Source organism: Luteibacter sp. RCC_6_2, from assembly GCF_041360655.1.
Taxonomy (GTDB): domain Bacteria; phylum Pseudomonadota; class Gammaproteobacteria; order Xanthomonadales; family Rhodanobacteraceae; genus Luteibacter.
Genome location: NZ_JBFUPQ010000016.1, coordinates 1 through 20,567, shown reverse-complemented (window position 1 = coordinate 20,567; position 20,567 = coordinate 1). Strand labels below are relative to the sequence as shown.

Sequence of the window (20,567 nt, the reverse complement as noted above, 5' to 3'; positions counted from 1 at the left end):
CAGGGTCAGCTCGGCAGGCGACGAATCTTCGCGCCCAGCACGCCGAGCTTTTCCTCGATGTTCTCGTAGCCGCGATCGATGTGGTACACGCGATCGACCGTGGTGTCGCCCTCGGCGACGAGGCCGGCCAGCACCAGGCACGCCGAGGCGCGCAGGTCGGTGGCCATGATCGGCGCGCCGCTCATCTTCGGCACGCCGGTGATGATCGCGGTGTTGCCTTCGAGGCGGATATCCGCGCCCAGGCGCTGCAGTTCCAGCGCATGCATGAAGCGGTTCTCGAACACCGTCTCGGTGATCACGCCCACGCCTTCGGCCACGCAGTTGAGCGCGGTGAACTGCGCCTGCATGTCGGTGGGAAACGCCGGGTAAGGCGCGGTCACCAGGTTCACGGCCTTCGGCCGGCGCCCCTGCATGTCGAGTTCGATCCAGTCCTTGCCCGTGCTGATGTGCGCGCCCGCTTCCTCGAGCTTTTGCAGCACGGCATCCATGGTGTCGGCACGTGCGCCACGTGCACGGACCTTGCCGCCGGTCATCGCGGCGCCGACCAGGAAGGTGCCGGTCTCGATGCGGTCGGGCAGGACCTCGTAGTGGGCGCCGTGAAGGCGCTCGACGCCTTCCACGATGAGCGTGGAGGTACCGATGCCGTCGATCTTCGCGCCCATCGCGATCAGGCAGTGCGCCAGGTCGACGACCTCGGGCTCCTGCGCCGCGTTCTCGATGACCGTGGTGCCTTCCGCGAGCGTCGCGGCCATCAGGATGTTCTCGGTACCGGTGACGGTGACCATGTCCATGACGATGCGCGCGCCCTTCAGGCGGCCGGCCCGCGCCTTGATGTAGCCGTTCTCCACGGTGACCTCGGCGCCGAGCGCCTGCAAGCCGCGGATGTGCTGGTCGACCGGACGCGAGCCGATGGCGCAGCCACCCGGCAGCGAGACCTCGGCCTTGCCGTGCCGCGCGACCAGCGGGCCGAGCACGAGGATCGACGCACGCATGGTGCGGACGAGTTCGTACGGGGCGACGCAGGAATTCTCCGGGCGCGGATCGATGTGCATCTTCATGCGGTCGTCGAGGACCACGCGCACGCCCATGCGGCCGAGCAGCTCGATGAAGGTGGTGACGTCGTGCAGGTGCGGCACGTTGCCGATGCTGACCGGTTCGTCGGCGAGCAGGCAGGAAGCGAGGATGGGCAGGACGGCGTTCTTGGCGCCGGAAATGCTCACCTCACCGTTGAGCGGCTGGCCGCCGCTGATAAGGATCTTGGCCATGGAGGGGGAATGCCTTGGGAAAGGAAACGGGCGGAGGATGGCGCCCGGCGCGCTGGTTCAGCGGCGGCCGGCGGCTTCTTCGGGGGTGAGGGTCTTCAGGCCCAGGGCGTGGATGGCACCGCCCATGAGGTCGCCGAGGGTGGCGTAAACGAGGCGGTGGCGGGCCAAGGGCAGCTTGCCGGCGAACTGTTCCGAGACCACGTCGGCTTCGAAATGGACGCCGTCGTCGCCACGAACTTCTACCCGCGCGCCGGGCAGGCCGGCTTCGATCAATGCCTGGATGCGCGCAGCGTCCATGGAGTCTCCGGTGATGGGGGGTCGCCGCGCCGGTGAGGGTTCCGAAACGGACCCTGAACCACCCGTCGATGGCAGCGACTATAAAATGAGAATATGTAATGGTAATGGAAATCCGGTGTCGCAGAAATGGACATCCCGGGTAACCAGGGACTGCCCCACCCGGACAATGAGGTCACATGAACGCCCGCACCGCCCCACCCGCCGACGCCCTCCATGTGAACGCAGACACCGTCATCCGTAGCGCCCGCAACGTCATCAAGACCGAGGCGGCGGCCATCCGTGCCCTGGAAGCGAAGGTCGATGCCGCCTTCGTCCAGGCCTGCCAGATGATCCTGGCCTGCAAGGGACGGGTCGTGGTCTCGGGCATGGGCAAGTCGGGCCATATCGCACGGAAGATCGCCGCGACGCTCGCGTCCACCGGCACCCCGTCCTTCTTCGTCCACCCTGGCGAGGCCAGCCACGGCGACCTCGGGATGATCCAGCCGGACGACATCCTGCTCGGCATCTCCTATTCGGGCGAGACCGACGAACTCCTCTACATCCTTCCGGCGATCAAGCGGCAGGGCATCGGCCTGATCTCGATCACTGGCAATCCCCGGTCGTCGCTGGCCACCCAGGCCGACCTCAACCTCGACGCCAACGTCGCCTCGGAAGCCTGTCCCCACGGCCTGGCCCCGACCGCCAGCACCACCGCCGCCCTGGTCATGGGCGACGCGCTGGCCGTGGCGTTGCTCGAAGCACGCGGCTTCACCTCGGACGATTTCGCCCGCTCGCATCCGGCCGGCAGCCTGGGCCGCCGCCTGCTCCTGCACATCGCCGACGTGATGCACTCGGGCGACGACGTACCTCGCGTGCGCCTGGAAGCCACGTTGAGCGAGGCGCTGGTCGAGATGTCGCGCAAGCACCTGGGCATGACCGCCGTGGTCGATGCGGAGAACCGCCTGCTGGGCGTGTTCACCGACGGCGACCTGCGCCGCGCGCTGGACGACGACGACGTCGACCTGCGCAGCGCCTCCGTGGCCCAGCTCATGACCCGCGGGCCCAAGACGATCGGTTCCGACAAGCTCGCCGTCGAGGCCGCCCAACTGATGGAAAAGCACCAGATCAACGCCCTGCTGGTGGTGGATGCCGACGGCCGCGCCGTCGGCGCGCTGAACATCCACGACCTGCTTCGTGCCCGCGTCGTCTGAACGACCGGGCCCCGGCGCGCTCCCGTCGCGCCGCATCGTCCCCATATAGCGAACCATGGCCTACACCCATTACACCGAGATTCCCGCCGACGTGGCCGAGCGCGCCTCCCGCGTGCGCGTGGTCGTGTTCGACGTCGACGGCACGCTCACCGACGGACGCCTCTGGTACGCCGAGGACGGCCGTGAGACCAAGGTCTTCCACGTACACGATGGCCTCGGCCTGAAGGCGCTGGAGCGCAACGGCGTGAAGGTCGCGATCATCACGGCCCGGATCAGCCATCCCGTGTCGCTGCGCGCCGAGGAACTGGGCATCGCCCACGTCTACCAGGGCCAGAAGGACAAGCGCGCCTGCCTGACCGGCCTGCTCGAGGCATTGCGCCTGTCGCCGGAGGAATCCGCCTTCGTCGGCGACGACCTGCCCGACCTCCCGGCCATGGGCATCGCCGGGCTCGCCGTGGCCACCGCCAACGCCCATCCCTGGGTGGCCGAGCGCGCCCATTGGCGTACGCGCCTTTCGGGCGGCTATGGGGCCGCACGCGAGGTGGCCGACATGATCCTCGCCGCCCAGGGCAAGGCCGAGGCGGAAAGGGATCGCTGGCTGTGAGCGTGTTCAACCTGCTGAAGGACCGCGGTGCGACGGGCACGGCCGGCATCCTCGCCGTCGTCCTCGGCGCCAGCGTATTGCTTTACTACTGGGCGGCGCCGGAGAAGAAGGTCCAGGATTTCGTGGGGCCGCCACGTTCCGGCTACGTGCTGACCAATTTCGACCTCGATTCGTACAACGAGGAAGGCAAGCCGGCCTTCAAGCTGATCGCGCCCCACCTCGAGCGGCGCGAGGGCGACGATTCGCTCTACATCAACGCCCCGGATTTCGTCCTTCCTTCGACCAAGGAAGCCGATATCCCGCCGTGGAAGGGCCACTCCCAGTACGGATGGGTGAACAAGGATGGAAGCCTGCTGAAGCTGCAGGGCAAGGTCCACATGGAGCGACCTGCCTTCGGCACCACCCAGGCCGCCAGCATCGATACCTCCGAAGTCACCGCGTGGCCCAAGGAGAACCGCCTGGAGACCGCCGAGGCGGCGCGGATCGTGCAGGGAAGCTCTACAATGGATGGCGTTGGCATGCGCGCCAATCTCGACACCAAGCACCTGGAGCTCCTCGATGCAGTCCATAGCACGTACCTGCCGCGCAAGCGCTAAGGCCGCCCTGTTCGCGGTGCTCGGCATGGCACTCGTGGCCAGCCTGCCCGTCGTGGCGAAGCAATCCGACCGCAACGAGCCGGTCGACGTCCATTCGAAGTCGTTCGACGGTTCGCAGCAGCCGGCCGGCAAGGTCATCTGGACCACCAACGTGATCCTCACCCAGGGCACGCTGAAGATCACCGGCGACAAGGCCACCGGCTACCTGGATGCCGACAACAACATCACCCGCGTGGTGGTCGACGGCAAGCCGGCCACCATTCACCAGCTCGACGAGCAGAACGAGCCGATGGACGGCCAGGCGCTGAACATCGACTACAAGGTCGACCAGGACTTCGCCGTCCTCACGGGCAACGCGAAGGTCAAGCAGCCGGCCAAGGGCAGCGCCGAAGGCGACAAGCTCACCTACAACACCAAGGACAGCACGATGACCGGCGAGAGCAATGGCGCCGCCCCCGTGCACATGACCTTCCAGCCGAAGAACAAGCCGGCCGCCGCACCGGCGACGCCCGCGACGCCGGCACCCGACACGAAGAAGCCCTGACCCGATGCTTTCAGCCCAAGGCCTGCAGAAGCGCTTCCGCGCGCGCCAGGTGGTTCGCGATTTCGCCTTTTCCATCCGTGAAGGCGAGGTGGTCGGCCTGCTCGGCCCCAACGGCGCCGGCAAGACCACCTGCTTCTACATGGTGGTAGGCCTCATCCAGGCCGACGCCGGCTCGATCAAGCTCGACCAGCAAGACATCACCGGCCTGCCGATGCATGCGCGCGCCAAGCTGGGTATCGGCTACCTGCCACAGGAAGCCTCGGTGTTCCGGCGGCTCAGCGTGTCGGACAACATCCTGGCCGTGCTGGAATTGCGTGAAGGCATGACCCAGAAGCAGCGCGAGGACGAGTTGGAGAGCCTGCTGGACGAGCTCAAGATCTCGCATATCGCCGAGCAGAAAGGCATCAGCCTTTCCGGCGGCGAGCGTCGCCGCGTGGAGATCGCCCGCGCCCTCGCCGCGCGTCCTCGCTACATGCTGCTCGACGAACCGTTCGCGGGTGTCGACCCCATCTCGGTGGGCGAGATCCAGCGCATCGTCCGCCACCTGAAGGAGCGCGGGATCGGCGTGCTGATCACCGACCACAACGTGCGCGAGACCCTCGGCATCTGCGATCGCGCGTACATCCTGAACGACGGCGAGGTGCTGGCCCGCGGGACGCCGCAGCACATCCTCGCCGATGAAAAGGTACGGGAAGTGTATCTGGGTCGTGAATTCCGCATTTGACCGGCCATCCGTCAGGCTGGTGGGCATAGCTCGCTTCGCCGCTGGTTTGCGGAGCCCGTAAGGGGTTACGATGGATCGGGAACCCCAAGCGTCGAAGGCATGAAACCCGGACTCCAGTTTCGCCTCCATCAGCAGCTCACGCTGACGCCGCAGTTGCAGCAGGCCATCCGCCTTCTGCAACTGTCACAGCTTGAGCTCGAGGCCGAACTCCGCCAGATCGCGGAAAGCAACCCCTTGCTCGAGTTCGCGGAAGACGCCGAGTCCGAAGCCGAGACCGCGGACGACGCCGGATACGAAGCACCCGAGTTCCCATCCCGCGAAGAGATTCCGGTGAAGGCGTCGAAGGAGGATGAGGAATCCACCGTCACGCCGTCCGAGGAACTCGCTCCGGAATGGGACGACGACCGGTTCCACGGCGATGCCGGCGACTATGCCGGTGCGTCGTCCCGCAGTGGCAGTCTCGACGAAGACGGCTTCGAGCCACAGAACGCCGCGCCGGAAAGCCTCCAGCAGCACCTGGAGTGGCAGCTCAACCTGTCGCAGTTCTCGCCGCGCGACCATGCCATCGCCACCGCGATCATCCACGCGCTCGACGAGGACGGTTACCTGCGCGATGGCGTGGAAGCGGTGGAAGCCGCCTTGCCCAACGAATTGCATGCGACCGCGGCGGAGATCGAGGCCGTGCGCCAGCGCGTGCAACGCTTCGACCCCACCGGCATCGCCAGCCTCGACCTGCGCGACTGCCTGTTCTGCCAGCTTTCCCAGTTCTCGCTCGACACGCCGCATCGCGAACTCGCGATCCGCATCGTGAACGAGGAACTGGAGCTGCTGGCACGCAACGACGCCGCCAAGATCGCCCGCCGGCTCAAGGCGCCCGAGGCCCACGTGGCCGCCGCGGCGGGCCTCATACGCAGCCTCGACCCCCGCCCCGGCGCCGCGCTGGATGCCACGCCCGTGGAATACGTGGCGCCCGACGTCTATGCCCGGCGCGAGAACGGGCGCTGGCAGGTCAGCCTCAATCCCGACTCCCAGCCCCGGCTGGGTCTCAACCAGCACTATTGCAACCTCATCGCGCGCGCCCGTGGCGACGACGCCACCTGGATGAAAGGCCAGCTGCAGGAAGCGCGCTGGCTGCTCAAGAGCCTGCAGTCCAGGGCCGAGACCTTGCAGAAGGTGGCCGATGTGATCGTCCGCCGGCAAAGCGCGTTCCTCGACTATGGCCCCGAGGCCATGCACCCGCTGGTGTTGCGCGAAGTGGCCGAGGAAGTGGGCATGCACGAGTCCACGATCTCCCGGGTGACCACGCGCAAATACATGCATACGCCGCGCGGCACCTTCGAACTGAAACATTTCTTCTCCAGCGGCGTGGCCACCGAGGATGGCGGCACCGCGTCCGCCACCGCGATCCAGGCCATGCTGCGCAAGCTCATCACGGCCGAGGACGCGCGCCGGCCCCTGTCCGACCAGGCCCTGGCGGAGGAACTGCATCGACGCGGTATTCAGGTGGCGCGACGTACGGTGGCCAAGTACCGCGAGGCCATGCGTATCCCCAGTTCCAGCGAACGCGTCCGCGCCAGTTGACGCGCACGGAACCCCACCGGAGGTCTACGGTCCCATAGGTTCAAGGCTAGAGGAACGGTACCTCGCCGTTCCGATCTCGTCGCCACAAGGCGGCACCCTCAGCAAGAAGGAGGCGTCAATGCAAATCCAGATCAGCGGCCAGCACATCCATATCACCCCCGCCCTGCGTGAGCGCGTGGAACAGCAAGTCGGCCGCTTCGAACGCCTTTTCGACAACATCAAAGCCCTCGACGTGGTCCTTTCCGTCGACAAGAACGAGCACAAGGCCGGTGGCACCCTGCACTGCGCGGGCACCCGCCTACACGCCGACGGCATCGCCCGCCTCGAGGACGACAACAAGAACGACACGATGTACACCGCGATCGACGCGATGATCGCCAAGCTGGCCGACCAGCTGAAGAAACACAAGGAAAAGCTGAAGGACCACCACAACCACGAGGTCCGCGACGGCCGCGTCGCCAGCAGCAGCTGACAAGGCTCCGGGCGGGAAGCCCGCCGGTGGGAAGCGCGCTGGCGCGCGAAAAGGCTTGCCGCAGCCCCCATCGCGGCCCAGGCCGCTTCCCACCCCCTTACGGGGCGCTACAAGCCCCTCCTGGCCGGGGCGCTTTCCACCCTTGTGGCACAATATAAGCAAGCCGGCCCGCCCCGCGGGCCGGCTTTTCTCTTTGAAGGGACCAAGCGTGGACCGGCTTACCGCCAGACAACTCTTCGACGGGGTACACGAGCGCATGGCCCTGCGCTGGGCCGCCGGCATGCGCGGCGAATCGCGCGTGCTCGAGCCCAATACCAAGCAGAGCCGCCGGCCCTCCCTGGTCGGTTATCTCAACGTGATCTACCCCAACAAGGTGCAGATCATCGGCACGGAGGAACTCAATTTCCTCGACGGGCTCGACTCGCGCCAGCGTTGGGAAGTCATCCACAAGATCGCCGCCTACCAGCCCGCCGCCCTGATCGTCACCAAGGAACAGTCCATCCCCGCCGACCTGCGCGAAGTCGCCGAGGAAACGGACACGCCGCTGTGGCAGAGCACCAAGCGCGGCCATGAATTGCTCACCTACCTGCAATACCACCTGGCCCGCACCCTGGCGCCGCGGGTCACCCTGCACGGCGTGTTCCTGGAAGTGTTCTCCATCGGCGTGCTGATCACCGGCGAGCCTGCCTCGGGCAAGAGCGAACTGGCCCTGGAACTGATCAGCCGCGGTCACCGCCTGGTGGCCGACGACGCCACCGAATTCACCCTCATCGCCCCCGATGTCATCGACGGCGCCTGCCCTGAACTGCTGCAGGACCTCCTGGAGGTGCGCGGCCTGGGCGTGCTGAACATCCGCGAGATGTTCGGCCATACCGCGGTGAAACCGTCCAAGTACCTGCGCCTGGTCATCCACCTCAAGCCGCTGCGCGAGGGCGAGGAAACCGACGCCATGACCCGCCTCACCGGCGATGTGAGCCGGCGCAACGTACTCGACGTCGACGTGCCCAAGATCACCATTCCCGTCGCGCCGGGCCGCAACCTGGCGGTGCTGGTCGAGGCCGCGGTGCGCAACCACGTGCTGAAGGCCAAGGGCATCGACCCCGCGCAGACCTTCATCGACCGCCAGGCGCACCAGATGCGCCGTTTCTCCCCGTGGTGACCCCGTGAGCGACGAAGTCATGAGCCCCATCGTCGAGCCCGATGCCATCCACCTGGTGGTGCTGACCGGCATGTCCGGTGGCGGCAAGACCGTCGCGCTGCGCGCGCTGGAGGACCTCGAGTTCTATTGCGTCGACAACATGCCGGCGGAGCTGATCCCGCAGCTGGTCGCCGCCGTGAGCCAGGGCGAGCACGGGCCGCGCAAGCGCATCGCCGTGGGCGTGGACGTGCGCAACCGCCGTATCGATCTCTCGCGCATGCCGCACGTCTTGTCGGAGCTCTCTTCGGCCGGCGTGCACGTGCACCTGATCTTCCTCGACAGCCGCGACGATGTCCTCATCAAGCGCTATTCCGAGACGCGCCGGCGCCATCCGCTGGCGGCCGAGAAGCTGTCGCTGGCCGATTCCATCGCCCAGGAACGCAAGCTGCTTCGCCCGCTGGTCTCGATCGCCGAGAAGGTCATCGACTCCAGCGACCTGAACGTGCACCAGCTGCGCCGCCTCTTCGCCACCGGCTACGCCGCCGCCTCCGACGGCACGACGCTGCTGTTCGAGTCCTTCGCCTACCGGCGCGGGCTCCCTTCCGATGCCGATTTCGTCTTCGATGCGCGCTGCCTGCCCAACCCCCACTGGGACCCGCGGCTGCGTCCCTTCTCGGGCAAGGACCTCCCGGTCCGGGAATTCCTCGACGCGAACCCCCTGGTAGGCGAATACTATGCCGACGTCGCCCGCTGGCTCGACACCTGGTTGCCGCGCTTCGAGGGCGAAGACAGAAGCTATGTCACGGTTTCCATCGGCTGTACCGGCGGTCGTCATCGCTCGGTCTACCTGGTGGAGAAACTGGCCCAGCATTTCCGCTCGGAACGCGGCAACGTACTGACTTTCCATCGCGAGCTCGAGTGACCATGACCCAGCCGAAGCCATCACGAGACACCGGGCGATGAGCGTCGGTGTCCTCCTCATGACCCACGAAGCCGTCGGCAAGGCGCTGATCTCGGCGGCGCGGCACGTCATGCCCAAGCTGCCACTGGACATCGACGCCGTCGAGGTGCCGCCCAGCGCGGACCCCGACGTCATGCGCACGCTCACCGCCAAGCACGCCCGCGACCTCGACCACGGCGAGGGCGTGCTCGTCCTGGCCGATCTCTACGGCGCCACTCCCTGCAATATCGGCCTGTCCCTGGGCGAACTCGGCGTCCACCTTCGCTGTGTCTCGGGCCTCAACCTGCCCATGCTGCTGCGGGTTCTCAATTATTCGGAAAAATCGTTGCCCGAACTGGCCGAGATCGCGGCCAGCGGTGGCCGCGGAGGGATCTTCATCGACCATGCTTGAACGAGACATCGTGGTATCCAACCGGCTGGGCCTGCACGCGCGCGCATCAGCCAAGCTCGTCCAGCTGGTTTCAGGTTTCAAGTCGACGGTCTGGCTCGTCAGCAAGGGGCGCGAAGTGAACGCGCAAAGCATCATGGGCGTCATGATGCTGGCCGCCGGCATGGGCACGGCGCTGACGGTGCGTGCCGAAGGTGCGGACGAAGAAGCCGCCCTCGCCGCCGTCATCGACCTGTTCGACCGCAAGTTCGACGAGGGTGCCTAAAGCATGAACCACGTGCGCAGAACGAGGGCCGCATGAGAATCGTGTTGACCGGCACGCCGGCCGCGCGGGGCATGGCCCTCGGCCGGGCGCGCCTGGTCCAGCCGAACATCCTCGCCGTGGACATGCGGATGCTCGAGGACAAGGAGATCGGGCCCGAGATCGAACGCCTGCACCAGGCCCTCGACACCGCCCGTACGGAACTCCACGAGTTACGCGGCAAGCTTCACGGCGCCCTTGCCCGTGAAGTCGGCGACTTCATCGATGCGCACAGCCTGCTGCTCGACGACGAGGAACTGCTCCGTGGCCTCGACGAACTCGTCACCGTCGGCCATTACACCGCCAGTGCCGCGCTGAAGATGCAACGCGACCGCCTCGCGGCGGTGTTCGACGCGATGAACGACCCCTACCTCAAGAGCCGTGGCGAGGACATCGACCAGGTCATCGGCCGCGTCATGTCCGCGCTCAACCAGCAGTCCAGCCGTGAAGAACGCAAACTCGCCGCCCGCGTCGGCGAGATCGTCGTCAGCGACACCATCGCACCGGCCGACATGGCCGCGATGGCCGGGCAAGGCATGCTCGGTGTCATCGCCAGCGCGGGAAGCATCTATTCCCACAGCGCGATCCTCGCGCGCAGCTTCAACCTGCCGATGCTGGTGGGCACCCGCGACGCCCTTGCGACCGTCAACGACGACGACCTCGTGCTCATCGACGCCGAGCATGGCGAGGTCATCGTCCACCCTACCGCGCAAGACCTCGCGCGTTATCGCCAATGGCAACGGCAGGCGGCCGCCGAGGGCCGTCGGCTCGCCGCACTGGCGACGGCGCCCACGCTCACGAAAGACGGCGCACATGTACGTCTCTTCGCAAACGCGGAACTGGCCGGCGACGTGAACCTCGCCCGCTCGCGTGGAGCGGATGGCATCGGCCTCTACCGTTCGGAATTCCTGTTCCTGCGCCAGCGCGGCCTGCCCTCCGAAGACGAGCAGTTCGCCGCCTACCGGGATGTCGTGCTCGGCATGGGCGGGCTTCCCGTCACCATCCGCACGCTCGACCTCGGCGCCGACAAGGCGGACGCCGCCGGGCTGGCCATCCGTGGCGAGGACAATCCCGCGCTGGGCGTCCGTGGCGTTCGCCTCTCCCTGCGCTATCCGGACATCTTCAGCGTGCAGCTGCGCGCCATCCTGCGCGCGGCCTGCTACGGGCCGGTGCGCATCCTGGTGCCGATGATCACCCACCTCGGCGAAATGACCGAGGTGCGCCGCCTGATCAAGAAGGCGCGCGAAGACCTGGCGAGGGCTGGCCAGGAATTGCCGGAGCGACTCGACGTCGGCGCCATGATCGAAGTACCGGCCGCCGCGATCGGGGTCACCTCGATCCTGGAGAAAGCCGACTTCCTCGCCATCGGCACGAACGACCTCGCCCAGTACGTGCTCGCCGCCGACCGCAACAACGATGCGCTCGAAGGCATCTACGATCCACTGCAACCCGCGTTCCTGCGCCTGATCGCCCACGTGATCGCCAGCGCGCGCCGGGCGAAGAAGCCGGTGAGCCTGTGCGGTGAAATCGCCGGGGATACCCAGTTCACCGCGCTGCTCCTGGCCATGGGCCTGGAGGAATTCAGCATGCATCCGGGCCAGCTGCTGCAGGTCCGCGACCGCCTCACCCAGCTCGACTGCGGCGCCCTCCGTCGCGCGGCGCCTCGTCTGTTCCGTGCGCATTCGCGCGACGAAGTGGAGGAACGGCTGCTGGAAGTCGTGGCCTTGCAGGACGGCTGCGCCGAAACCTGATAGCGAAACCCATTTGGAAGCCAACAGATGGGAAGCCGGTTGGTGGGAAGCCATTGGGTGGGAAGCCGCTTCATGCTGTGGTGGGAAGCCGCTTCAGCGGCGATGGGTGCTTGCCGCAACCTGGCCCGCTGCCGCGGGATCGCCGACAAGGTCGGCTCCCACCATGCAAAAGGTCTGGCCCCCACCAGGCAAAAGGGTCGGCTCCCACCAGACAATAAAAAAGGCCGCGATCGCTCGCGGCCTTTTCATTGCCAACGATGCGCTCGATTACGCCGCGCGTACCGGCTTCATCGCTTCGGCATTGCGCACGACGTTCGCCCGCAGTTCCTCGCTGTCGAAATCATCCACCGAGATGAATTCGGCGACGCCATCGCGGACGCGCTGCAGCAGCTCGCGCTCGGCAGGCGTGATGGCGCCGAGCTTCTCGGCTTCCGCCAGTTGCTCGTTGTACGTATGCGAGCGCAGCTGGCCGCCCTTGAACGCCTTGAGGAACTTGCGCTCCACCGGCTCCGCGGCGATGACGTCCGGCAGGATCGCGTTCATGCGGCCCACCGTGTTGTTCGCCGTCGGGGTGAGGTAGCTCCATGTGGTGAGGCGGTCGCGGGCTTCGTTCGGTGCCGTGATCAGCGCGGCGACACGACGGCCCAGGCGGTCAGACGGCGGCACTTCGCGACGGCCGAACGGGAACACCAGGGCGCGCAGCAGCCAGGCCACCGGGCGGACCGGGAAGTTACGGATCACGCCATCCAGCGCCATCTGCATCTTCCACACGCACTCATGGAACGCCCAGGCCAGCAGCGGACGGTCGGCTTCGGGACGGCCGGTGTCTTCGTAGCGCTTGAGCATCGCGCTGGCGATATACAGGTAGGAAAGCGTGTCGCCAAGACGGGCCGACAGCTTCTCCTTGAACTTCAGCTTGCCGCCGAGAACGCCCATGGAAACGTCCGCGCAGAGCGCCAACGCCGCGGAGTAGCGGTTGAGCTTGCGGTAGAAGCGGCGGGTGTAGGCATCGCCGGCGGTATCGCCGATCTTCGCCGCGGTGATGCCGAGGACGAAGCTGCGCACCGCGTTGGAGAAGCCGAAGCCGATGTGGCCGAACAACGCCTTGTCGAAGGTGGTGAGGCGCTCGCGGTAGTCGGCGATGTTCAGCGCCTGCATTTCCTTCAGCACGTAAGGATGGCAGCGGATCGCGCCCTGGCCGAAGATCATCAGGCTGCGCGTCATGATGTTCGCGCCTTCCACCGTGATGGCGATGGGCACGCTCTGCCAGCCGCGCCCCATGTAGTTCTTGGGGCCCAGGATCACGCCCTTGCCGCCATGGATGTCCATCGCGTCCGACGCGATCTGGCGGCACCATTCCGTGGCGTGGTACTTGGCGATGGCCGAAGGCACCGCCGGCTTCTCGCCGCGGTCGACCGCCGCGGCCGTGGCGCGCGACAACGCCTGGGTGGCATAGGTGAGGCCGCCGATGCGGGCCAGCGCTTCCTCCACGCCCTCGAAGCGACCGATGGCCAGTCCGAACTGCTTGCGCATGCGCGCATAGGCGCCCGTGGCGGCCACCGCCATGCGCGACGCGCCGGTGGCGTTCGACGGCAGCGAGATGGCGCGGCCGACCGAGAGGCACTCCACCAGCATGCGCCAGCCCTGGCCAGCCATGTGCGGACCGCCGATCAGCACGGACAACGGCACGAACATGTCCTTGGCGTGGACCGGGCCGTTCTGGAACGGCGTGTTGAGCGGGAAGTGCCGGCGGCCGATCTGCATCCCCGGCGTCTCGCGCGGAAGCAGGGCCAGGGTGATGCCCAGGTCTTCCTTGTCGCCGAGCAGCTTGTCCGGGTCGTACATGCGGAACGCCAGGCCGACGATCGTGGCGACCGGTGCCAGCGTGATGTAGCGCTTGTCGAACGTCAGGCGGATACCGACCGTTTCCTCACCGTTCCACATGCCCTTGGTGACGATGCCGAAATCGGGAATCGACGTGGCGTCCGAGCCGGCGTACGGGCCCGTCAACGCGAAGCAGGGGATTTCACGCCCATCCGCCAGTCGCGGCAGGAAGTGGTTCTTCTGCTCGTCGCTGCCGTAGTGCATCAGCAGTTCGCCTGGTCCGAGCGAGTTCGGCACGGCGACGGTGGAAGCCAGTGTCTGCGACATGCTGGACAGTTTCTGCAGCACCGCCGAATGGGCCAGCGCCGAGAAGCCGAGACCGCCGTAGCTCTTCGGGATGATCATGCCGAAGAACTTGTTCTTCTTGATGAACTCCCAGACGTTCGGCGGCAGGTCGGCCAGTTCATGGGTGATCTGCCAGTCGTCGATCATGCCGCAGAGTTCTTCGACGGGGCCATCGAGGAAGGCCTGCTCTTCGACCGAGAGTTCCGGCTTCGGCTGGCGAAGCAGCTGCGACCAGTCCGGCTTGCCCGAGAACAGCTCACCCTCGAAACCGACGGTGCCGGCTTCCAGCGCGGTCTGCTCCGTGTCGGAGAGCTTCGGCGTCACCTTGGCGAACATCGACAGCAGCGGCGCGCTGATCTTCTTCCGGCGGAAGTCGACCATCAGCAGTGGCACCGCCACGACCGCGAGCAGGATGAGCAGCACGATGGTGGTCGCCGGCGCGCCGGCGAGGAAGCCCACGACGACGATCGTCGCCGCCGTCGCGACGGCCCACGTCTTCAGGGACGCGCGGTGGTAGGCACAGGCACCGGAGGCGATGAGCGCCGCCAGCACAACTAGGATCGCAGACATCGGTATCACCTCGTCACAGTCGGGTCGTTGCTACGTGTTTCGTGAAACGGTTGGATCAAAGGGTTTCGAGGAACGTCGCGATCTCGCGGGTGAACGCGTCGTTCGCGTCGCCCGCCACCATGTGCGTGGCGTCGGGCAAGGCCACGTGGTGCGCGTGCGGCACGAGGCGGAGGAATTCGTCGACGGTATGGCTGGACACCACGTCGCTGCGTGCGCCGGACAGCAGCAACACGGGCACCCTCACCCGGGCGGCGGCCGCGAACAAGCGGGGCTGGTACCGCTCGCTCTGCTGGATCGGACCGTCGAGGAGGGCGGGGTCCCAATGCCAGCGCAGGCGCCCATCGTGGTCCTGGCGAAGCAAGGGTTTCAGCTGCGCCTCCGTCTTGCGTTCGCGACGGTGCGGCAGGTATGCCTCGATCGCCGAGGCCGCCTCGTCGTAATCCGCGAAACCGTTCGGATGCGCGCGCATGAAACCGAGGATACGTTCCACGCCGGCGGTTTCCCACCGTGGCGTGATGTCGACCAGGACCAGCGCGGAGAAGGGCTCCTTGCCCTCCTCCGCCTCGCCCGCGGCCAGCAAGCCGAGCAGGCCACCCATGGAGGCGCCGACCAGCACCGGCGCGCGGCCATCCCCCGATGGGGTGCTGGCCGCCACCGCGAGCAGGTCGGCCACGAACTGCTCCATGTGGTAGTCGCCACGTGGCACGCGTTCGCTCTCGCCATGGCCGCGCGCATCGAACGTGGTGGCATCGAATCCTTGTGCGGCCAACGCACGCGCCGCGCCGTTCCACGCATGGCGGGTCTGGCCGAAGCCGTGAGCGAAGAGCAGCGACGGCGAGCGCTCGCCACGCCAGTGCTGGGTGGCCAGCGCGATGCCGTCGAACGAAACGAGGCTGGCGCGAGCCGAATGGACGGGGGACGGGATGGCTACCATACGGTTGAGTATGTAACCCAGGACGGGGTGCGTCAATACGCCAGCGTACGGTCATGTAACGGCTGGCAAGTCAAGGTCTTATGCAACATGCGGAGGCCCTCCCAATTGCAAACCGCCGCGTCTCCGCTACCATGCGTCGATGAACGACGGTGCCAAGAACGAACGAGTCCGCCTCTCCGCCGAAGATTGGGAAGACGGCGCCCTAGCCCTCATCGCCGAGCAAGGTGTCGGTGCCCTCGCGGTCGAAGCCCTGGCGCGGCGCCTCGGCGTCACCAAGGGTAGCTTCTACTGGCACTTCCGCACCCGCGAAGCCCTGCTCCAGGCATCGCTCGAACGCTGGGAAGAGTATGGCGAACGCGAGGTGCTGGCGGAAATCGAACGTATCCCCGATCCCCTGAAGCGCTTCCCGGAACTGTTCCGCCGCGTCGCGCACGAATTGCAGCCGCATCGCGTGTATGCCGCCTTGCTCAAGGCACTCGACCATCCGCAGGTGGTGCCGGTGATGTCGCGCGTCTCGCAGCGGCGCATGGAATTCCTCACGCGGCTCTACCAGGAAGCGGGCCTCGAGCCGGTCGTCGCCCTGCATCGCGCACGCCTCACCTATGCGGCGTACGTCGGGTTCCTGCAGTTGAACTTCACCCTCGGCCTGCCCCGCCTCAGCCACGAGGAATTCGACGCCTACGTCGAACACATGATCGCCACGCTCACTCCGGCGCGATCCACCGATTGATCCTGAATGGCACGGGCGCTTTTGCTGCGCCGTGCCTTGCCAATACCAGGCAACGCAAACTACTGTCTCCGCTTGCGTTTAACTGGAGACCACCAAGGATGCGATCGCACGGCAGTTCACTGGAAGCATTGAATCGATGGGTCGACGAGGTCGCCGCGTTGACGGAGCCCGCCTCCGTTCACTGGTGCGATGGCTCGGAAGCGGAGTACGCCGAACTCGTCCAGACGATGCTAGCCAGTGGCGACCTCCTCCCGCTCAAGGCGGAGAGCAACCCCCGCAGCTACCTGCATCGCTCGCACCCTTCGGATGTCGCGCGCGTGGAACACCTGACCTTCGTGTGCACGCCGGACGAGGAAGACGCCGGCCCGAACAATCACTGGATGGCACCCGCCGACGCGCACGCGAAGATCGATGCCCTGTTCGCCGGCGCCATGCGCGGCCGCACGATGTACGTGATCCCGTATTGCATGGGTCCGATCGATTCGCCGCTCGCGCGCTGCGGCGTCGAGATCACCGACAGTCCCTACGTGGTCGCCAACATGCGCATCATGACGCGCATGGGCTCGCCGGCACTCGCCCGCATCGAGCGCGAAGGCCAGTTCGTGAAAGGCTTGCACTCCACGGGCGACCTCGATCCGGAACGCCGTTTCATCATGCATTTCCCCGAGGAACTCTCGATCAAGTCGATCGGCTCGGGCTACGGCGGCAATGCGCTGCTCGGCAAGAAATGCCACGCGCTGCGCATCGCGAGTTACCAGGCGCGTCGCGAAGGATGGCTCGCCGAGCACATGCTCATCGTCGGCATCGAGAATCCCAAGGGCGAAAAACATTACATCGCCGCCGCGTTCCCTTCGGCATGCGGCAAGACCAACCTCGCCATGCTCATCCCCACCGAGGGCTACCGCAAGGCGGGCTGGAAAGTCTGGACGGTCGGCGACGACATCTGCTGGATGACCCCAGGAAAGGATGGACGCCTGTGGGCGATCAATCCCGAAGCCGGCTATTTCGGCGTGGCCCCCGGTACCAGCGCGAGCACCAATCCCACCGCGCTGGAAACGCTCGGCCACGATGCGATCTTCACCAACGTGGCGTTGACCGCCGACAACCGTCCCTGGTGGGAAGGTCTTGGCGAAGGTGAGCCGGTAACGGACTGGCAGGGCCGTCCCTATGACACGGCCAACGGTCCGGCCGCGCATCCGAATTCGCGCTTCACCGTGAGCGCGAAGCAATGCCCGAGCTGGGCGCCGGAATCGGAAGATGCCGCCGGCGTGCCGATCTCCGCGATCGTCTTCGGTGGACGTCGTCCCTCCTTGGTGCCCCTGGTGTTCGAAGCGAAGGATTGGGCGCACGGCGTTCTCGTGGGCGCGGCCATGGGGTCGGAAACCACCGCCGCCGCGACCGGAGCCGTCGGTGTGCTTCGTCGCGATTCCATGGCGATGAAGCCGTTCTGCGGCTACAACTTCGCCGACTACTTCGCCCACTGGCTGTCGTTCGACAAGCCGGGTGCGAAGCTGCCGCGCATCTTCCACGTGAACTGGTTCCGCAAGGATGCCGACGGCCGCTTCATGTGGCCGGGCTACGGCGAGAACCTGCGGGTGCTCGACTGGATGATCCAGCGCGTCGAAGGCTTGGCCAAGGGCGTGGACACACCGATCGGCACCGTGCCCGCCAAGGGCGAACTGCATACCGATGGCCTGTCCCTGACGCCGGGCACGCTGGAGGAACTGCTCCGCGTCGATGTCGCGGGCTGGCAGGAAGAACTGCGCGCCATCGGCCTGTACCTCGACGGTTTCGGCGAACGCATGCCGGAGCGGTTGAAGGCCGAGCGTGAGCGTGTAAGCAAGGCGCTCGATGCCGCCTTCGCGGGGAAGCGCGCGGCGCACGTGGCCTGACCTTGCGTTCTTACGGCCCGCCCCCGGCCTCGGGGCGGGCCGTATCGCCGCTGAAGCGGCTCCCACAACAGCCCCACCCTTACGGAAACCCGCTCTGGTGGGAGCCGACTTGTCGGCGATCCCGCGGCAGCGGGCCGGTAACAGCAAGCACCCATCGCCGCTGAAGCGGCTCCCACAAAAGCCGGGCCCCCTCCCCCCTCCTTCTTGGCGGACCAGCCCTCCTTGCTTAAACCGTTTCCCCCTTGCCCGCATCCAAGCTGGCAAGATGAACGCCCTATGCATCGCCGCCACGTCCTTCATGCAGCCTGAGCTGCCCGCCGCCTCGTCGGACGACGACACCGTGCGCGCGGCCGTGGCCGGCGACCGCAAGGCCTTCGAAGCCCTTTACCGGCGCCACGCCGACCGCGTGTACGGTGCGGTGCTGCGCCTGGCGGGCTTCGATCATGCGCGTGCGGAGGACCTGACCCAGGAAGCCTTCATCCGCGCCTGGCAGAAGCTCGACGGTTTCCGTTTCGAAAGTGCCTTCGGTACGTGGGTCTACCGTCTGGCGGTCAACGTGGCGCTGATGTCCATACGCGCCCGCAACGCCGACCCGGTCAGCATCGTCGACGACGAGCACCTGCCGGAGATCACCGACATCGACAATCCCGTCCGCGCCTTCGAGCGCGGCGAACTGGAAAAGGCCATCGCGTGCTTGCCGCCACGGGCCCGTGCCGTCCTCGTGCTACACGACGTGGAAGGTTGGAAACACGAGGAGATCGCCATCGAGCTTTCGATGGCGGTGGGCTCCTCGAAAGCACAGTTGCACCGTGCGCGCGGACTGCTCCGCCGTGCGCTGGGAGATAAACCATGAACGAACTCGACTACCTGCGCCAGATGCGCTCCCTCAACCGCCCTGTCGTGCCCCATCGCGACCTGTGGGCCGGTATCGAAGCCCGTCTCGACGAGTCACAGGGTGCTTCCGCGATACGACATCGCCGGGCTCGCCCCTGGCTGATGGCCGCGGCTATCGCCGGTGTCGCCGTCCTCGGCGGCGGCCTGGGCCTGCACCTGGTATCACCCACCGACCGTGCCGGCATAGCTGCCGGGCCCGCCTGGAAACCGTCCGATCCGCGTCTTTCCGGCGCGGCGGTCGAACTCGACGCCGCACGCATGGAGCTCACGCAGGCCATGCAGGATTCCCCCGATTCAGCCGCGTTGCAGCGCCTGCTGCTACGCACCGAACGCCAGCGCGACCGTCTGCGCAACCTCGAAAAGCAAGCCGGCTAAACGCGAACAGCCAGGACACTACCCATGAAAACGCTCTATCTCACCCCCCTGCTGCTGGCGCTCTCGATCGGCGAGGCCTTTGCCTCGACGCCGATCAACCTGTCGAAAGACATCCGCCCCAACGCGAAGATCAGCATCGAAAACGTCAAGGGCGAAGTCACCGTCACCGCCTGGGACAAGAACCAGGTGCAGGTCTCCGGCAGCCTCGGCGACGGCGCCCGTCCACTGGAACTGGAAGGCGACGACCGCAACGTGGAGATTCGCGTCGAAGGCGACGAGAAGAAAGGCAACTGGTTCAGTTGGGGCAACGACTCGAGCATGCAGCCGACCGTCCTCAACGTGCGCGTGCCCAGGGCCGTCGAAGTCAACATCAACGTGGTCAGCGCGCCGGTCAGCATCGATGGCCTGGATGGCGGCAAGATCGACGTCGAATCGGTCAGCGGACGCATCCGCGCGAACTTGCGCTCGCCCCGCGTCAGCATGCAGACGGTCAGCGGCACGATCGACCTCGCCGGCCGTGCCGGGGAAGCCGAACTGCAGACCGTTTCCGGTGACATCACGGCGCCGAACATCGGCGACAAGATCGAAGCCCAGACGGTTTCGGGCCGCATGACCATCGGCGGTGGCCCCTGGAAGGAAGCCAGTTTCAGCACGGTGTCCGGCGACACCCAGGTCAACGGCGCTCCCGCGCGCGGCGGCAAGCTCGACGTCGATTCCATGAGCGGCGACGTGCAACTGCAACTGCCAGCCGACGCGTCGGCCCGGCTCGAGGCCTCCACCTTCAGCGGCGACCTGCGCAGCGACTGGGGCAACCCCTCGCGTGGCGACGATGGCCCGGGCAAGGAACTGAAGACCACCGTCGGCGGTGGCGACGCCTTCATCCACGTCGAGTCGTTCAGCGGCGATGTCCGCATACGAGGCGCAGGACGCTGAGAAACGATGAAGCCGCCTCAAGGGCGGCTTCTTTTTTGGTTCTTCGCGTATTAGCGTTAGCGGTATGCCGGCTCGGCTTCGCCCTCGCATTCGTTGTGTGGGTCGCGGGGGAGCTGCCGGGCGCCACCCTCGGCGCGACAGGCGGAGCCGTCCCTTGGGAAGGGATGCCGCTGCGCGGCCCTGTTTGATGGCTGGCGCCCCTTCGGGCTCGGACGGTCGGGCGGGGGTTTTCGATTCGGCTCCTGCCTCAGCGAAAAC

Annotated in this window: 21 protein-coding genes; 17 read left to right on the top strand and 4 right to left on the bottom strand. The window is 66.6% G+C overall.

Translation table 11 applies throughout. The features are described 5' to 3' along the window. Positions 1-5 precede the first annotated feature (5 nt). Both murA and AB6730_RS16170 read right to left on the bottom strand, forming a co-directional pair. The gene (gene murA / locus AB6730_RS16175; RefSeq protein WP_371024640.1) at positions 6-1,265 is read right to left on the bottom strand and encodes a UDP-N-acetylglucosamine 1-carboxyvinyltransferase; all 1,260 of its coding nucleotides are present in this window, start codon (positions 1,263-1,265) and stop codon (positions 6-8) included. Between the two features lie 57 nt (positions 1,266-1,322). After that, a complete protein-coding gene (locus tag AB6730_RS16170; RefSeq protein ID WP_371024639.1) occupies positions 1,323-1,562 on the bottom strand; it encodes a BolA family protein in 240 nt (79 codons plus the stop codon). A 176-nt stretch (positions 1,563-1,738) separates the two neighbouring features. Between AB6730_RS16170 and AB6730_RS16165 the strand changes: the two genes are divergently transcribed. The 12 genes from AB6730_RS16165 (at position 1,739) to ptsP (ending at position 11,812) form a co-directional block, all read left to right on the top strand. Further along, complete coding sequence (locus tag AB6730_RS16165; protein WP_371024638.1) at positions 1,739-2,752, top strand: SIS domain-containing protein; 1,014 nt, start codon at positions 1,739-1,741, stop codon at positions 2,750-2,752. 55 nt (positions 2,753-2,807) lie between these two features. Then, positions 2,808-3,356 (top strand): KdsC family phosphatase, encoded by a 549-nt coding sequence (locus AB6730_RS16160; protein WP_371024637.1) that lies wholly within the window; start codon positions 2,808-2,810, stop codon positions 3,354-3,356. Then, entirely contained in the window at positions 3,353-3,952 is a 600-nt protein-coding gene (gene lptC / locus AB6730_RS16155) for an LPS export ABC transporter periplasmic protein LptC (RefSeq protein ID WP_306852078.1), read from the top strand. The genes AB6730_RS16160 and lptC overlap by 4 nt, the downstream gene beginning before the upstream one ends. Beyond that, positions 3,915-4,496, top strand: a complete 582-nt coding sequence (lptA, locus tag AB6730_RS16150) for a lipopolysaccharide transport periplasmic protein LptA (protein ID WP_371024636.1) — start codon at positions 3,915-3,917, stop codon at positions 4,494-4,496. The genes lptC and lptA overlap by 38 nt, the downstream gene beginning before the upstream one ends. A gap of 4 nt (positions 4,497-4,500) precedes the next feature. Continuing rightward, complete coding sequence (gene lptB / locus AB6730_RS16145) at positions 4,501-5,220, top strand: LPS export ABC transporter ATP-binding protein (protein ID WP_371024635.1); 720 nt, start codon at positions 4,501-4,503, stop codon at positions 5,218-5,220. A gap of 99 nt (positions 5,221-5,319) precedes the next feature. Further along, complete coding sequence (locus tag AB6730_RS16140) at positions 5,320-6,801, top strand: RNA polymerase factor sigma-54 (RefSeq protein WP_371024634.1); 1,482 nt, start codon at positions 5,320-5,322, stop codon at positions 6,799-6,801. A gap of 118 nt (positions 6,802-6,919) precedes the next feature. Beyond that, complete coding sequence (gene hpf / locus AB6730_RS16135) at positions 6,920-7,273, top strand: ribosome hibernation-promoting factor, HPF/YfiA family (protein ID WP_371024633.1); 354 nt, start codon at positions 6,920-6,922, stop codon at positions 7,271-7,273. A gap of 208 nt (positions 7,274-7,481) precedes the next feature. Next, positions 7,482-8,432, top strand: coding sequence for an HPr(Ser) kinase/phosphatase (gene hprK / locus AB6730_RS16130; RefSeq protein WP_371024632.1), 951 nt, complete (start codon positions 7,482-7,484; stop codon positions 8,430-8,432). 19 nt (positions 8,433-8,451) lie between these two features. Continuing rightward, positions 8,452-9,333 carry an RNase adapter RapZ gene (gene rapZ / locus AB6730_RS16125; protein WP_371024701.1) on the top strand — a complete coding sequence of 294 codons (882 nt, stop codon included), beginning with the start codon at positions 8,452-8,454 and terminating at the stop codon, positions 9,331-9,333. 37 nt (positions 9,334-9,370) lie between these two features. After that, complete coding sequence (locus AB6730_RS16120) at positions 9,371-9,763, top strand: PTS sugar transporter subunit IIA (protein WP_371024631.1); 393 nt, start codon at positions 9,371-9,373, stop codon at positions 9,761-9,763. Further along, a complete protein-coding gene (locus tag AB6730_RS16115) occupies positions 9,756-10,025 on the top strand; it encodes an HPr family phosphocarrier protein (protein ID WP_371024630.1) in 270 nt (89 codons plus the stop codon). Before AB6730_RS16120 ends, AB6730_RS16115 begins: the two co-directional genes overlap by 8 nt. A 32-nt stretch (positions 10,026-10,057) precedes the next feature. Further along, entirely contained in the window at positions 10,058-11,812 is a 1,755-nt protein-coding gene (ptsP, locus tag AB6730_RS16110) for a phosphoenolpyruvate--protein phosphotransferase (protein ID WP_371024629.1), read from the top strand. Positions 11,813-12,079: 267 nt separating this feature from the next. On the opposite strand, the gene AB6730_RS16105 is transcribed toward ptsP, so the two are convergent. Together AB6730_RS16105 and AB6730_RS16100 are read right to left on the bottom strand one after the other, a co-directional pair. Beyond that, positions 12,080-14,551 carry an acyl-CoA dehydrogenase gene (locus tag AB6730_RS16105; RefSeq protein WP_371024628.1) on the bottom strand — a complete coding sequence of 824 codons (2,472 nt, stop codon included), beginning with the start codon at positions 14,549-14,551 and terminating at the stop codon, positions 12,080-12,082. Positions 14,552-14,606: 55 nt separating this feature from the next. Further along, positions 14,607-15,485 (bottom strand): alpha/beta fold hydrolase, encoded by an 879-nt coding sequence (locus tag AB6730_RS16100; RefSeq protein ID WP_371024627.1) that lies wholly within the window; start codon positions 15,483-15,485, stop codon positions 14,607-14,609. A 139-nt stretch (positions 15,486-15,624) separates the two neighbouring features. On the opposite strand from AB6730_RS16100, the gene AB6730_RS16095 reads away from it, so the two are divergent. From AB6730_RS16095 to AB6730_RS16075, 5 genes are all read left to right on the top strand, one after another. Continuing rightward, complete coding sequence (locus tag AB6730_RS16095; RefSeq protein WP_306852103.1) at positions 15,625-16,215, top strand: TetR/AcrR family transcriptional regulator; 591 nt, start codon at positions 15,625-15,627, stop codon at positions 16,213-16,215. 98 nt (positions 16,216-16,313) lie between these two features. Next, positions 16,314-18,107 carry a phosphoenolpyruvate carboxykinase (GTP) gene (locus AB6730_RS16090; protein ID WP_371024626.1) on the top strand — a complete coding sequence of 598 codons (1,794 nt, stop codon included), beginning with the start codon at positions 16,314-16,316 and terminating at the stop codon, positions 18,105-18,107. Positions 18,108-18,372: 265 nt separating this feature from the next. Continuing rightward, positions 18,373-18,960: an RNA polymerase sigma factor gene (locus AB6730_RS16085; protein ID WP_371024625.1), complete on the top strand. Its 588-nt coding sequence runs from the start codon at positions 18,373-18,375 to the stop codon at positions 18,958-18,960. Then, a complete protein-coding gene (locus AB6730_RS16080) occupies positions 18,957-19,376 on the top strand; it encodes a hypothetical protein (RefSeq protein WP_371024624.1) in 420 nt (139 codons plus the stop codon). Before AB6730_RS16085 ends, AB6730_RS16080 begins: the two co-directional genes overlap by 4 nt. A gap of 24 nt (positions 19,377-19,400) precedes the next feature. Continuing rightward, positions 19,401-20,309: a DUF4097 domain-containing protein gene (locus AB6730_RS16075; protein WP_371024623.1), complete on the top strand. Its 909-nt coding sequence runs from the start codon at positions 19,401-19,403 to the stop codon at positions 20,307-20,309. The last annotated feature ends 258 nt before the right edge of the window (positions 20,310-20,567 follow it).